This is a genomic window from Streptomyces sp. NPDC004721 (genome assembly GCF_053601495.1).
On record NZ_JBSGBZ010000012.1, the window covers coordinates 178,065 to 190,320 of the forward strand.

Annotated in this window: 12 protein-coding genes; 6 read left to right on the top strand and 6 right to left on the bottom strand. The window is 72.6% G+C overall.

All coding sequences use genetic code 11. The annotated features are described in order from the left end of the window. Positions 1-41 precede the first annotated feature (41 nt). Both ACWEK3_RS14205 and hemC read left to right on the top strand, forming a co-directional pair. Positions 42-1,028 (top strand): ATP-dependent DNA ligase, encoded by a 987-nt coding sequence (locus ACWEK3_RS14205; protein ID WP_453249766.1) that lies wholly within the window; start codon positions 42-44, stop codon positions 1,026-1,028. Between the two features lie 108 nt (positions 1,029-1,136). Beyond that, the gene (gene hemC / locus ACWEK3_RS14210; protein ID WP_450537778.1) at positions 1,137-2,072 is read left to right on the top strand and encodes a hydroxymethylbilane synthase; all 936 of its coding nucleotides are present in this window, start codon (positions 1,137-1,139) and stop codon (positions 2,070-2,072) included. Positions 2,073-2,137: 65 nt separating this feature from the next. On the opposite strand, the gene ACWEK3_RS14215 is transcribed toward hemC, so the two are convergent. The 4 genes from ACWEK3_RS14215 to ACWEK3_RS14230 form a co-directional block, all read right to left on the bottom strand. Further along, on the bottom strand, positions 2,138-2,668 hold the full coding sequence (locus tag ACWEK3_RS14215) for a hypothetical protein (protein WP_390724872.1): 531 nt from the start codon (positions 2,666-2,668) through the stop codon (positions 2,138-2,140). A gap of 214 nt (positions 2,669-2,882) precedes the next feature. Then, positions 2,883-3,743, bottom strand: a complete 861-nt coding sequence (locus ACWEK3_RS14220; RefSeq protein ID WP_450537777.1) for an ABC transporter permease — start codon at positions 3,741-3,743, stop codon at positions 2,883-2,885. Continuing rightward, the gene (locus ACWEK3_RS14225) at positions 3,703-4,566 is read right to left on the bottom strand and encodes an ATP-binding cassette domain-containing protein (protein ID WP_450537776.1); all 864 of its coding nucleotides are present in this window, start codon (positions 4,564-4,566) and stop codon (positions 3,703-3,705) included. The genes ACWEK3_RS14220 and ACWEK3_RS14225 overlap by 41 nt, the downstream gene beginning before the upstream one ends. Next, on the bottom strand, positions 4,563-5,018 hold the full coding sequence (locus ACWEK3_RS14230) for a MarR family winged helix-turn-helix transcriptional regulator (protein WP_450537775.1): 456 nt from the start codon (positions 5,016-5,018) through the stop codon (positions 4,563-4,565). Before ACWEK3_RS14230 ends, ACWEK3_RS14225 begins: the two co-directional genes overlap by 4 nt. Before the next feature lie 422 nt (positions 5,019-5,440). Here ACWEK3_RS14230 and ACWEK3_RS14235 point away from each other — a divergent pair, with 422 nt between their 5' ends. Both ACWEK3_RS14235 and ACWEK3_RS14240 read left to right on the top strand, forming a co-directional pair. Beyond that, entirely contained in the window at positions 5,441-6,232 is a 792-nt protein-coding gene (locus tag ACWEK3_RS14235; protein ID WP_450537774.1) for a SigB/SigF/SigG family RNA polymerase sigma factor, read from the top strand. Between the two features lie 161 nt (positions 6,233-6,393). After that, a complete protein-coding gene (locus tag ACWEK3_RS14240) occupies positions 6,394-7,197 on the top strand; it encodes a VOC family protein (protein WP_384437776.1) in 804 nt (267 codons plus the stop codon). Positions 7,198-8,038: 841 nt separating this feature from the next. Here the strand turns inward: ACWEK3_RS14240 and glgX are convergent. Next, complete coding sequence (gene glgX, locus ACWEK3_RS14245; RefSeq protein WP_450537773.1) at positions 8,039-10,183, bottom strand: glycogen debranching protein GlgX; 2,145 nt, start codon at positions 10,181-10,183, stop codon at positions 8,039-8,041. Further along, entirely contained in the window at positions 10,180-10,692 is a 513-nt protein-coding gene (locus ACWEK3_RS14250; RefSeq protein WP_450537772.1) for a pep a2, read from the bottom strand. The genes glgX and ACWEK3_RS14250 overlap by 4 nt, the downstream gene beginning before the upstream one ends. 307 nt (positions 10,693-10,999) lie before the next feature. On the opposite strand from ACWEK3_RS14250, the gene ACWEK3_RS14255 reads away from it, so the two are divergent. After that, positions 11,000-11,302, top strand: coding sequence for a DUF5133 domain-containing protein (locus ACWEK3_RS14255; protein ID WP_361413625.1), 303 nt, complete (start codon positions 11,000-11,002; stop codon positions 11,300-11,302). A 71-nt stretch (positions 11,303-11,373) separates the two neighbouring features. Continuing rightward, a partial coding sequence (locus tag ACWEK3_RS14260) for a maltotransferase domain-containing protein (protein ID WP_453249767.1) occupies positions 11,374-12,256 on the top strand: 883 nt, incomplete at its 3' end.

Below are 12,256 nucleotides of genomic sequence, written 5' to 3' on the forward strand. Positions count from 1 at the left end.
CGACGCGCGTGGCGGCATGTCGGTTCGTCGACATCTCTGCTGTGCCCCTGCCGCTGATCCCGCCCATGCTGGCCACGCCCGGCCCGCTCCCGCCGGCCGCTCAGGACGCGCGCTGGGCGTACGAGACGAAGCAGGACGGCCAGCGCGTGGTGGCCTATCTGCCCGGTGACGGCGGGCTGCTGCTGCGGGCCCGCTCCGGTGAGGACATCACCGCCGCCTACCCCGAACTGCGGCCCCTCGGCCGGGTGCTCGGCGCCACGCCCGCGATCCTGGACGGGGAGGTTCTGGCGCTGGACGAGCAGGGCCGGGCAAGCTTCCAGTTGCTCCAGGGGCGCATGGGGCTGGCCCACGCCCCCGGCCGGGCGGCACGCAGGGCCGCCCAAGTCCCCGTCCACCTCGTCCTGTTCGACGTGATGCACCTGGGCGCGCGCCCGCTGCTCGCGCTTCCCTACGTCCGGCGCCGCGAGCGCCTGGAGGACCTCGGCCTGACGGGTCCGTACTGGTCGACGCCCTCGGCGGTCGTCGGCCACGGCGCCGAGGCCCTGGCCGCCACCCGCGAGCACGGCCTGGAGGGCCTGATGTGCAAGCGGCTGGACTCGGTGTACGAACCGGGGGTGCGCTCCCGGGCCTGGATCAAGATCCGCAACATGCGCAGCGAGGACGTCCTCGTGGGCGGCTGGCTGCCCGGCAAGGGGCGGCTGACGGGCCTTCCGGGCGCCGTGCTGATGGGCCGGCGCGCGGGCGGGCGGCTGCGCTACGTCGGCAGTGTGGGCACCGGCTGGAGCGAGGCGGAGCGGTCCGAGCTCGCCGCGCTGCTCGCGGTCCTGGCGACCGACGCGTGCCCCTTCGACCCCGTACCGGGGGTGCGCGGGGCGCACTGGGTGCTGCCGCGCCTGGTCGGCGAGGTCCGCTACAGCGTGCGTACCCGGGCGGGGATGCTGCGCCAGCCCTCCTGGCTGCGGCTGCGCCCCGACCTCACTCCCGAGGAGGCCGCGGTGGTGGACCTGCCCGACGGCCCGGAGGGGTGACGGACCGGGAGAAGCGCGGGCCTGGAGCAGGTGACGGGGCGTCAAGTACCGTACGCCGGCGGCCGACAGCGGCACCGGGCGCCCGCGCCGAGGTCTATTGTGTCCCGCATGTCCGTCCCCGAACTGATCCGTATCGTCTCCCGCGACTCCCCCATGGCACTCGCCCAGGTGGAACGGGTCCGCGCCGAACTGGCCGCCGCGTACCCCGGTGTGCGCACCGAGGTGGTCCCGGTGCGAACCACCGGCGACAAGTGGCTGGGGGATCTGTCCGAGGTCGAGGGCAAGGGCGCCTTCACCAAGGAGGTCGACGCCGCGCTGCTGGCCGGCGAGGCCGACCTCGCGGTGCACTGCCTGAAGGACGTGCCCGCCGACCGGCCGCTTCCGTCCGGTACGACGTTCGCCGCGTTCCTGAAGCGGGACGACGTCCGCGACGCCCTCGTACACCCCGGCGGGCTCACCCTGGACGAGCTGCCGGCAGGCACCCGCGTCGGCACGTCCGCGGTGCGCCGCATCGCCCAGCTCGCGGCCACCCACCCGCACCTCGAGTGCGTGCCGTTCCGCGGCAACGCCAACCGGCGGCTGGAGAAACTCGCCGCGGGAGAGGCGGACGCGCTCCTGCTCGCCGTGTCCGGACTCGAGCGCATCGGACGTGCGGACGTCGTCAGCGAGGTGCTGTCCCCGGAGGCGATGATGCCGCCGATCGGCGCGGGCATCCTCGCCCTGCAGTGCCGGGAGGGCGACGGCGCACTCATCGAGGCGGTCGGCACGCTCGGCGACGCCGGCACGTATCGCGCGGCCACCGCGGAACGCATGTTCCTGCATGTGCTCCAGGGCCACTGCAACAGCCCGATCGCCGGGTACGCGCACGTCGACCGCGCTGGGGAACTCTCGCTGCGGGCCTGTGTATTCACCCCCGACGGCAAGACCCGGCTGAACGCCCACGAGTGGGCGGGCCGGCTGGACGCGGCCACACTCGGCACATCGGTCGCCGTCGCCCTGCTCCGCCAGGGCGCCCGGGAGATCATCGACGGCATCCCGCACTGACGACGCGGGCGCACCGGAGCCCGGCGGGGCCCGGCGGGGCCCGGCGGCCTACGGAACGGGCGGGATCAGCCCGCGGTTCCCGGTCCCGCCTGGTCGCGCAGGAAGGTGCTGATCTGGTGTGCCAGCCCGCCCTGACCGCCGGCCGCGGGCGTGCCGGTCCCGGCGGGCTCCTCGTGCCCGTCGACACAGCCGGTCCACAGCGCGCGAGAGGTCCACTCGTCGTCGACCCGCAGCTGGATCTGCGCGTCGATCTGGGACAGGGCGGCCTCCGGCCCCGCCGCGTACAGCACCGCAGTGACCCGGCGCAGCGGATAGACGTCGAAGCCCTCGACGAACTGCGAGTTGCGCCAGTCGACGAACGCGCCCTCCCCGTCGGGGCCGATCCGCACGTCGATCTGCCCGTCCTCCAGGTGGACGCAGAAACGCCGCGTGCCGCGGTTCTCCACGGTGACGCGGAGGCGGAAGTACGTCAGCCCCTCGGCGGCCTCGTCGCGCCCCCGCGGCGGCTCCGACCGCTCCAGGCGGTGGACGCGGACGCGCAGACCGGCATGCTCCTCGTACTCCTGCCAGTCCCCGACCACGTTCGGCTCGTACACAATGCACCTCTCGACTTCCAAGAGCTGCTTCCTATCCGCGCGCTCAGCGCACTGTCAAATGCGCGGAATGCGGCGTGGCCGGGGAATTCGCCGTCTTTGATCGCTGATCAAGCCGTGGGCAGGAGGAATTCGCCGGCGGGCCGTCGAAGCGGCTTCCGCGGCGTGCCGCACATCACTCCGACGGGCGGCACGGACGGTGGTCCGCCGGGCGCCGTCAGCGGGCCAGCCGGCCGAGCAGCGTGGAGGCCGCGGTGATGCCGAGCGCGGCGGCCACCACGAGGACGACGAAGTCGGTAGCGAGGTGCGCGGGGGTGCCGAGCAGCAGCCCGCGCAGGGCGTCGACCTGATAGCTGAGCGGGTTGGCCTTGCTGACGGCCTGGAGCCAGCCGGGCATGACGGCGACCGGGTAGAGCGCGTTGGAGCCGAAGAACAGCGGCATCGTGATCGCCTGCCCGATGCCCATCAGCCGGTCGCGGCTGAGCACGATGCCGGCGATGGTCATCGACAGGCAGGCGAAGAACGCCGAGCCGAGGACGACGGCCGCGGCGACGCCCAGCAGCTTCAGCGGGTTCCAGGTCAGCGCCACGCCGAGCAGGGCGGCGATGACGATCACGACGATCGCCTGGATCAGCGCCTTCACCCCGGCCGCGAACGCCTTGCCGGTGACCAGGGCGGAGCGCGGGGTCGGAGTGACCAGGAGCTTGTTGAGGACGCCCGCGTCGCGCTCCCAGATGATCTGGATGCCGTAGAAGATCGCGATGAACATGGCGGACTGGGCGATGATGCCCGGTGCCATGAAGTCGATGTACGGGATGCCGCCGGTGGGGATCGCCCTGATACGGGTGAAGGTCTGACCGAAGATCAGCAGCCAGAGGGCGGGCTGCACCGCGCGGGTGTACAGCTCGGTGCGGTCGTGCCGGAGCTTCTGCAGCTCCACCGCGCACATGGCGACGACCCGGTCGGGCAGCAGCCGCCAGCCGGCGCGGGGCTGCGGGGGCCGCAGCAGCAGCCCGATGTCGTCGGCGCTGACGGCGTCAGCCGACGCGGTGCGCGGTGCGGCGGGTGCTTCGGACATCGCGGAAGCCTCCTGAGGTGTCGTCGAGGCCGCTGCCGGCCACGTCGCGGAAGACGTCCTCCAGCGTGGGCAGCGGGTCCGTGGCCGGGGCGCCCTGGGCGCGGAGGCGCTCGCCGAGCCCCTCGCGCAGCTCGGCCGGGGTGCCGAGGGCCCGGATGCGGCCGCGGTGCATCAGGGCGACCCGGTCGCAGTACGTGTCGGCCTCGTCCATGTAGTGGGTGGTCACCAGGACCGTCATGCCGGTGGCGGCGCGGACGACGCCGATGTGCTCCCACACCCCGGTGCGGGCGATCGGGTCCAGGCCGATCGTCGGCTCGTCGAGGATCAGCAGGCGGGGTGAGCTGACCAGGGCCTGGGCGAGTTCGAGGCGGCGGACCATGCCGCCGGAGTAGGTGTTCGCCAGCCGGTCGGCGGCGTCGGCCAGACCTACCGCGGCCAGCGCCTGGGCGACCCGGTCGGCGCGTTCGCGGCGCGGGACGTCGAAGACGCGGGCGAACAGGGTGACGTTCTCCCGGCCGGTGAGGGCGGCGTCGGCGGACAGCTGCTGCGGGACGTAGCCCAGCAGGCGGCGTACCGCCATGCGGTCGGAGGCGGCGTCGTGGCCGAAGACGCGGACCATGCCGGCAGGGACCGGCAGGAGGGTGGTGATGCAGCGGATCGCCGTGGTCTTCCCGGCGCCGTTCGGGCCGAGCAGCCCGAACACCTCACCCGGGCGCACGGACAGGTCCACGCCGTCGACGGCGTTGGTGTCGCCGAAGGCGTAGGCGAGTCGGGTGCAGGCGACGGCGTGGTCGGCCGGCTCGGCGGCAGCGTTCCGGGTCATGGGCGATCGGCCTCCTCGTGCAGGTTCTCGGCCAGTCTGCGCAGGGCGGGGATCGCCGCGCGCAGCGCGTCCCGGTCCGCCTCGTCGAGCCGGTCCACCTGATGGCGTACGAGTGCCGCGCGGCGCTCCCGCCAGTCGCGCAGGCGGGTCCTGGCGGCCTCCGTCAGCAGCAGGCGCGCGGCCCGCCGGTCGGCGGGGTCCGTCTCACGGATCAACTGACCGTCCCGGACGAGCTGGTTGACCAGTGTCGAGACGGAGTTGCCCGCCAGGTGCAGTTCCTTGGCGGCCTCGGAGACGCCTATGCCGGGGCGGCCCTCGACCAGACGCAGCAGCTCGTTCTCGGCGCCGCGCAGCCGAGGCACGGTCATCCCGGCGCGCAGCCGGCGGCGGATCAGCCGCTGGACGCCGACAAGGGCGTCGGCCAGCTCTTCGGGGAAGGTCTCCGGGGTCACATCCGCCAGATTATCTCTGTAGCAGAGGTAATCACCCCAAAAGCCGGTCAAGGATGCCCCGGGCACGGCGGCGGGCGGAGGCGGAGGCGGGCGGGAGGCGCGTACGGAGACGGCTCCGGCACGGCGCGGAACCGGCGTGCGCTTCCGCATTCGCACCGCCACGGAAATGCACGCATTTCCTCCGGTGGCGATTCTCCGGATTCTGGACAACAATTGATATTCGTGCGGTCGCATACCGTCACCGCATTCCCGGAACAGTTTTGAAATCGCCGACTTCGGGAATCCCGAGCCCAGTGCTTCGGACAGGAGGCACGTCCGTGGGAGCCGGCGCGCCGGGCCCCGATGTTCATCTCCGTCCGGTCCGAGCCCCGCCCCTCCCAAGGTGTCCGTCCATCCAGCACCTGCTGAGGGAGGCGCAGCTCATGCGTACCACCGGCAGAACGAAGACCCATCCGCACGACGACGCCCCCGACACCGCCGAGGCGTTCGAGCGGCTGGCCCGCATGCCCGACGGCGCCGAGCGCAAAGCGCTGAGGGACGAGCTGGTACAGGTGTGGCTGCCCATGGCCGAGCGGATCGCCGTACGGTTCCGCGGGCGCGGCGAGGCCCTGGAGGATCTGTACCAGGTGGCCGCGCTGGGCCTGGTCAAGGCCGTCGACCACTACGATCCGGCGCGTGGCTACGCGTTCGAGGCGTACGCCGTGCCGACGGTCACCGGGGAGATCAAGCGGCACTTCCGCGACCACATGTGGACGCTGCACGTACCGCGCCGAGTCCAGGACCTGCGCAACCGGGTACGGCGTGCCACGAAGGAGCTGGCGCAGACCACGCCCGGCCGGACGCCGACCGTGGCCGAGATCGCCGAGTACGCGCAACTGAGCGTGAGCGACGTGCACACCGGGATGGAGGCCCTGGACTGCTTCGCCGCGCTGTCGCTGGAGGCGGAGGTCCCCGGTACGGACGGCTACGCGCTCGGCGACGGGCTGGGCGAGGCCGACGCGCGGTTCGACCTGGTCGTGGACCGGGTGGCGGTCAGGCCCTGTCTTGAGGCGCTGCCCGAACGCGAGCGCACCATCCTGTACCTCAGGTTCTTCGGGGGCATGACGCAGAGCCGGATCGCGCAGCAGCTGGGCATCTCGCAGATGCATGTCTCGCGCCTGCTCAGCGGGTGTTTCGCCCATCTGCGCGAGGAGCTGCTCGCCGAGGCCGGGTGAGCCTCGCCGCGGCTCGCCCGACGTGCGGGGGCGGCCGTGCGCGGGCGTGTCCCGCGCCGTTTCGGCGGCGTCCGGCGGGTACTCGGCAGGCGTCTTCCGCGCGCCGGTCGGACACTGGTGTCAGGCTGGTGGAAACCGGTCTGACACCACCAGGACGGGCCATGAACCACGACAGGACACCTTCCGGCAGTTCCCCCGACGTCGTCTCCACGCACTCGGTGTGCGGCGCGCCCTGCTGGGTGAGCCTGACCAGCCACGATCTCCAGGCCACGGAGGAGTTCTACCAGGCGGTGCTGGGCTGGGAGTGGCGTCCCGCCAGACTCGGCGACCACTTCCGCATCGCGCTCGCGGAGGGCGCACCGGTCGCGGGGATCGGCGCGGTGGCCACCATGTGGCAGATGGCGGTCGCCTGGACGCCGTACTTCGCCGTGCCCAGCGCCGACCAGGCCGTCGCACGGGTGCAGGAACGCGGCGGTACGGCCGCGGTCGGCCCGATCTCCTTCCCGCCGGGGCGCGCGGCGCTGCTGGCCGACCGGGACGGCGCGACCTTCGGGATCTGGGAAGGTGACCTCTTCACGGACTGGGAGACCTGGCGCAAGGCCGCGCCGGCCTTCATCCGGCTGCACACGCGCGACGCCTTCGACGCCGCGATCTTCTACGGCGAGGTCCTGGACTGGGCCTCACGGCGGCCCGGCTGCTGCGAGGTCCGCTACGAGCGCGACGAGGTGGTGCTGCGCAGCCACGGCGAGGTCGTGGCGCGTATCGAGTCCGGCGCGCTGGAGGAGGCGCCCGACCCCACGATCCGCCCGCACTGGCAGATCCACTTCCGCGTGGCCGATGTGGCCGCCTGCGCCCGCGCAGCCGAGGTCCACGGCGGCAGCGTCCTGCGCGAGGGCCCCGACGAGGCCGTACTCCGCGACCGGGACGGCGCCCAGTTCACGGTGACATCCCGCCGCGAGGCCTGAACGACCGACCCATCCCGGCCACCGGCCACAGACCGACGCAAACGCCGCACGCCCACGGCAGCCAAGATCCACGCCGACAGCGCCCCGCGCGAGAGCCCCGACGAGGCCGTACCCCGCGACCGGGACGGCGCCCAGTTCACGGGTGACATCCCGCCGCGAGGCCTGAACGACCGACCCATCCCAGACACCGGCCGCGGCCCGACGCAAACGCCGCGCGCCCACGGCAGCCAAGATCCACGCCGACAGCGCCCCGCGCGAGAGCCCCGACGAGGCCGTACCCCGCGACCGGGACGGCGCCCAGTTCACGAGTGACACCCCGCCGCGAGGCCTGAACAACCCACCCATCCCAGACACCGGCCACAGACCGACGCAAGCAACATGCACCCGCGCCGCCGTTCACGGCGGCAACGTCCTGCGCGAGGGCCCCGGCAAAGCCATACTCCACGACCCGGACGGCGCCCAACCCGTCCCGGCCTCAGGCCACGGGCCACGGGCCACGGGCCGACGCGAGCGCCGAAGCGGTGTCGCGTGGTCAGGTGCACCGGAGCCGGCGCCTGGCGTCGCGGCACGCACAACGCGGAGCCCGTCGCGCGCGACCCGGAGCAAGGTCCGGAGCGCGGGCGCGGGCCGCAGATCGCGGTCCGGGCCGGTCGGGGGTTCCGGCCCGGGGGCGGAGATCCCGTGCCCAGCTCGGGTCGGAGGACGTGCGGGTGCTTCCGAACCCATGGCGCCGGCCCCGCCGCCGGGTACGGCACACGGGGCGGAAGGCCGCTCCAGCCCAGCCGGGCCGGGGAGCGCACCACCGGGCTGCCGATCCCGCTCGGCGCGCGCCCGGCTGTGGTCAGTGGGGAGTCTTCGGGGGGCGGGACAGGAGGATCAGGCTGCGGGGGTCGGCGCGGAGGGTGCCGCCGGGTTTGTGCTCGGCCTCGTCCGGGGGGCCCAGGGGTTCGGCGGTGTCGAGGAGGGTGGTCCAGCGGTCGCCGTAGGCGCGGCCTGGCAGGCGGAAGTCGACCGGTTCCCAGTAGCCGTTGAGCAGCAGGAGGAAGGAGTCGTCCACCAGGGAACGGCCCTGCCGGTCGGGCTCGGCGATGGCGTCGCCGTTGAGGAAGACCGTGACGGAGTGCGCGTCGGAGCGCTGCCAGTCCTCCTCCGCCATCGCGCGGCCGTCCGGCAGCAGCCACACCAGGTCGGGCAGCGGCTGGTCGTTCCGGGTCGCCGTGTCCCCCTGGAAGAAGCGGCGCCGGCGCAGCACGGGGTGGGCGCTGCGCAGGCCGATCAGGTACCGCGTGAAGTCCGCGAGCTCCCGCTGCTCGCGGGTCAGCCGCCAGCCGATCCAGGAGACCTCGTTGTCCTGGCAGTAGGCGTTGTTGTTGCCGCCCTGGGTGCGCCCCAGTTCGTCCCCATGGCACAGCATCGGGATGCCCTGCGAAAGCAGCAGCGTGGCAAGGAAGTTACGCTGCTGACGGGCCCTCAGTTCCAGGACGGCCGGGTCGCCGGTCTCCCCCTCCGCCCCGCAGTTCCAGGACCGGTTGGCGCTCTCGCCGTCCCGGTTGCCCTCGCCGTTCGCCTCGTTGTGCTTGTCGTTGTACGACACCAGGTCGAGCAGCGTGAACCCGTCGTGTGCGGTCACGAAGTTGACGCTGGCGCGCGGCCTGCGCCGGTTGTGGGCGTACAGGTCGGCGGACCCGGTCAACCGGGAGGCGAACTCGCCGAGCGTGTGCTCCTCGCCGCGCCAGAAGTCCCGTACCGCGTCCCTGTACAGGCCGTTCCACTCCGACCACAACGGCGGGAAGTTGCCCACCTGGTAGCCGCCCTCGCCGACGTCCCACGGCTCCGCGATCAGCTTCACACGGCTGATCACCGGGTCCTGCTGGATCAGGTCGAAGAACGCCGACAGCCGGTCCACCTCGTGAAACTGCCGGGCCAGCGTGGCCGCGAGGTCAAAGCGGAAGCCGTCGACGTGCATCTCGGTGACCCAGTACCGCAGCGAGTCCATGATCAGCTGCAACACGTAGGGGTGGCGCATCAGCAGGCTGTTGCCGGTGCCCGTGGTGTCGTAATAATGCGCCCAGTCGCCGTCGACCAGGCGGTAGTACGAGGCGTTGTCGATGCCCCGGAGGGACAGCGTCGGGCCCTTCTCGTTGCCCTCGGCGGTGTGGTTGTAGACCACGTCGAGGATTACCTCGAGCCCGGCCGCGTGCAGCGCCTTGACCATCGACTTGAACTCGGCGACCTGCTGCCCGCGCATGCCGCCGGCGGCATAGCCGTTGTGCGGTGCGAAGAAGCCGATGGTGTTGTAGCCCCAGTAGTTGGAAAGGCCCCGGCCCTGGAGCACGCCGTCGTGCACGAACTGGTGGACCGGCATCAGCTCGATCGCCGTCACACCCAGCGAGGTCAGATGCTCGATCACCGCCGGGTGCGCCAACCCCGCGTAGGTGCCGCGCAGTTCGGGCGGCACCTCGGGATGGGTACGGGTCAGGCCGCGTACGTGCGCCTCGTAGATCACGGTGTCGGAGTACGCCCGCCGCGGCGGACGGTCGTCGCCCCAGTCGAAGGCCGGGTCGGTCACCACGCCCAGCATGGTGTGCCCGGCGCTGTCGGCCGGGTCCGGGCCGTGCGCGGCCCGCTCGTACAGCGAGGGGTGGTTGTCGATCTGCCCGTCCACCGCCGTGGCATAGGGGTCGAGGAGCAGTTTCCTCGGGTTGCACCGGTGGCCGGCGGACGGGTGCCAGGGCCCGTGCACGCGGTATCCGTAGCGCTGCCCCGGCCCGACACCGGGCAGGTAGCCGTGCCACACGAAGCCGTCGACCTCGGTCAGCGGCACGTCGCGATGGGTGCCGGCGTCGTCCACCAGGACCAGGTCGACGCGCTCGGCCACCTCGCTGAACAGCGCGAAGTTGGTGCCCTTCCCGTCGAACGCCGCCCCCAGCGGGTAGGGGTACCCGCTCCACACGGGTACCCCTTTCCGTCGTCTTCGCCCCGTCATAGGGCCGCTTCCAGCACGGCCTGCGGCGCGCTGAGCGGAGAGGCCAGTGCCGTGACCGGCATCTCGCGCGGCGTCTGCAGGCCCTCGCGCAGGGTCGGGTCCGGGGCCGTCGGGACCAGTGGGACGCGCACCCCGGCGCGGGCCCGCTGCGAGAACCAGATGATCTTGCTGCCGGTCCGGGAGGCGCAGCAGCCCCAGCCGTGGCTGGTCGCCGCGATGCGAGCCAGGCAGCCGCGCAGGTCCTGGTCGGGACGCAGGTCGTGGTTGTTCTCCCCGACGGCGGTGATCAGGTGCTGGCCGGTCCACCACATCTCGATGGAGGTGTGCTTGTCGGTGGCGTGCTCGTCGATGGCCTTCAGCAGCATCTCGGCACCCCCGCACACGGGGTCGACGAGGTCCTCCAGGTCCCAGAAACGCAGGTGCGCGGCCAGGATGCGCCTGACCTGCCCGACCCGTTCCGGGCTGACTTCCACGTCGAGGTGGTAGTAACAGGGCACTGCGGTCTTCATCGTCGTTGGCTCCTCACCGGCGAGGCCCACGCTCCGCTCCCGCAGGTGCGAGGAGCCCCGAAATCACGAAGCGTGAACATTTGTTGCCTCTGAGTCAGAATCCACAGTGCGCGCGCTACGCCATTCGTGCAACACGAGCAGGTCAGCGCACTTGTTGAAGATCCAACAGGACGCTGTGTCGTTGAACGTGCACCATGAGTGAAGTCTCGAGCGCCGTAAACGGGACCGCTGCCCACGCGTGCGCGGTCGCCGCCCCGGCTGTCGGGGAAACGAGCCCATCGAGCGCATCCGAAAGGTGAACGGCGCCATGCTGCTACCCGCCAAAGCCGAAGTCGCCCGGCATCTGCGCCGCTACCGGGCGTGGGAACGCGCGATGCTCGCGTCGCCCGACGACCGCCGGGTGCGGTCCACCTTCGAGGACTCGGGCTACACCCTGTGCGTGCTGATGGGCAAACGCTGCGCGCGGGAGGCCGCGGACGCCGCCGAGCGCTATCTGTGCACCAGCCTTGGCACCTACCTGCGGGAGCAGAGCGGCCGGCCGCACCGGAGCGCCGTCCCCCGCCGGGGCCCGCCGAAGGCGGCCCAGAGGCGTTCCCGCGCCGGGAGGTAGGTCCCGCCCGGCACGACCCGATTCCCCGGCCGGGCGCGAGCCCGGCCTTGAGCACGGTGGAGGTGACACCCATGAGTTCGACCCCGAGCCAGGCCGCCGGTACGGCCTCGAGTACGGCCCCGAGGATCGGCCGCATCCCGGTGCGGGACGTCCGTCCGGCCGTGGAGGGCGGCAGGCGAGCGGCCAAGGCGGTCGTGGGAGAGACGTTCCCTGTCACCGCCACCGTGTTCCGCGAGGGCCACGACGCGGTGGCCGCCAACGTGGTGCTGACGGATCCGGAGGGCCGGCCCGGCCCGTGGACGCCGATGCGTGAGCTGGCGCCCGGCACCGACCGCTGGGGCGCCGAGGTCACTCCGGGTGCGGCCGGCCGCTGGACGTACCAGGTGGAGGCCTGGGCGGATCCGGTCGCCACCTGGCGCCGCGTCGCGTCGGTCAAGGTTCCGGCCGGCATCGACGCCGGGCTGGTGCTGGAGGAGGGGGCCGCTCTGCACACCCGGGCGGCGGCCGGAGTGCCGCAGGGAGCGGAGCGGGACACCGTGCTCGCCGCGGCGGCGGCGCTCCAGGACGACTCGCTGCCGGTGATGACCCGGCTGGCGGCGGCGTTGACGCCGGAGGTGGACGCGGTCCTGGCCCGGCATCCGCTGCGGGACCTGGTCACCGCCTCCGAACCACTCGCCCTGCTCGTCGAGCGGGAACGCGCGCTGTACGGGTCCTGGTACGAGTTCTTCCCCCGCTCCGAGGGCACTCCCGAGCAGCCGCACGGCACCTTCCGCACCGCCGCCCGCCGCCTGCCCGCGATCGCCGCGATGGGCTTCGACGTCGTCTACCTGCCCCCCGTCCACCCCATCGGCACCACCTACCGCAAGGGCCGCAACAACTCCCTGGACGCCGGCCCCGACGACGTCGGCGTGCCCTGGGCCATCGGCTCCCCCGAGGGCGGCCACGACACCGTCC

What these genes read in the sequence shown, in the direction of transcription:
- hemC (WP_450537778.1), top strand. Translation starts at nt 1,137, where the DNA reads ATGTCCGTCCCCGAACTGATCCGTATCGTCTCCCGCGACTCCCCCATG.
- ACWEK3_RS14220 (WP_450537777.1), bottom strand. Translation starts at nt 3,743, where the DNA reads ATGTCCGAAGCACCCGCCGCACCGCGCACCGCGTCGGCTGACGCCGTC.
- ACWEK3_RS14225 (WP_450537776.1), bottom strand. Translation starts at nt 4,566, where the DNA reads ATGACCCGGAACGCTGCCGCCGAGCCGGCCGACCACGCCGTCGCCTGC.
- ACWEK3_RS14235 (WP_450537774.1), top strand. Translation starts at nt 5,441, where the DNA reads ATGCGTACCACCGGCAGAACGAAGACCCATCCGCACGACGACGCCCCC.
- ACWEK3_RS14240 (WP_384437776.1), top strand. Translation starts at nt 6,394, where the DNA reads ATGAACCACGACAGGACACCTTCCGGCAGTTCCCCCGACGTCGTCTCC.
- glgX (WP_450537773.1), bottom strand. Translation starts at nt 10,183, where the DNA reads ATGACGGGGCGAAGACGACGGAAAGGGGTACCCGTGTGGAGCGGGTAC.
- ACWEK3_RS14250 (WP_450537772.1), bottom strand. Translation starts at nt 10,692, where the DNA reads ATGAAGACCGCAGTGCCCTGTTACTACCACCTCGACGTGGAAGTCAGC.
- ACWEK3_RS14255 (WP_361413625.1), top strand. Translation starts at nt 11,000, where the DNA reads ATGCTGCTACCCGCCAAAGCCGAAGTCGCCCGGCATCTGCGCCGCTAC.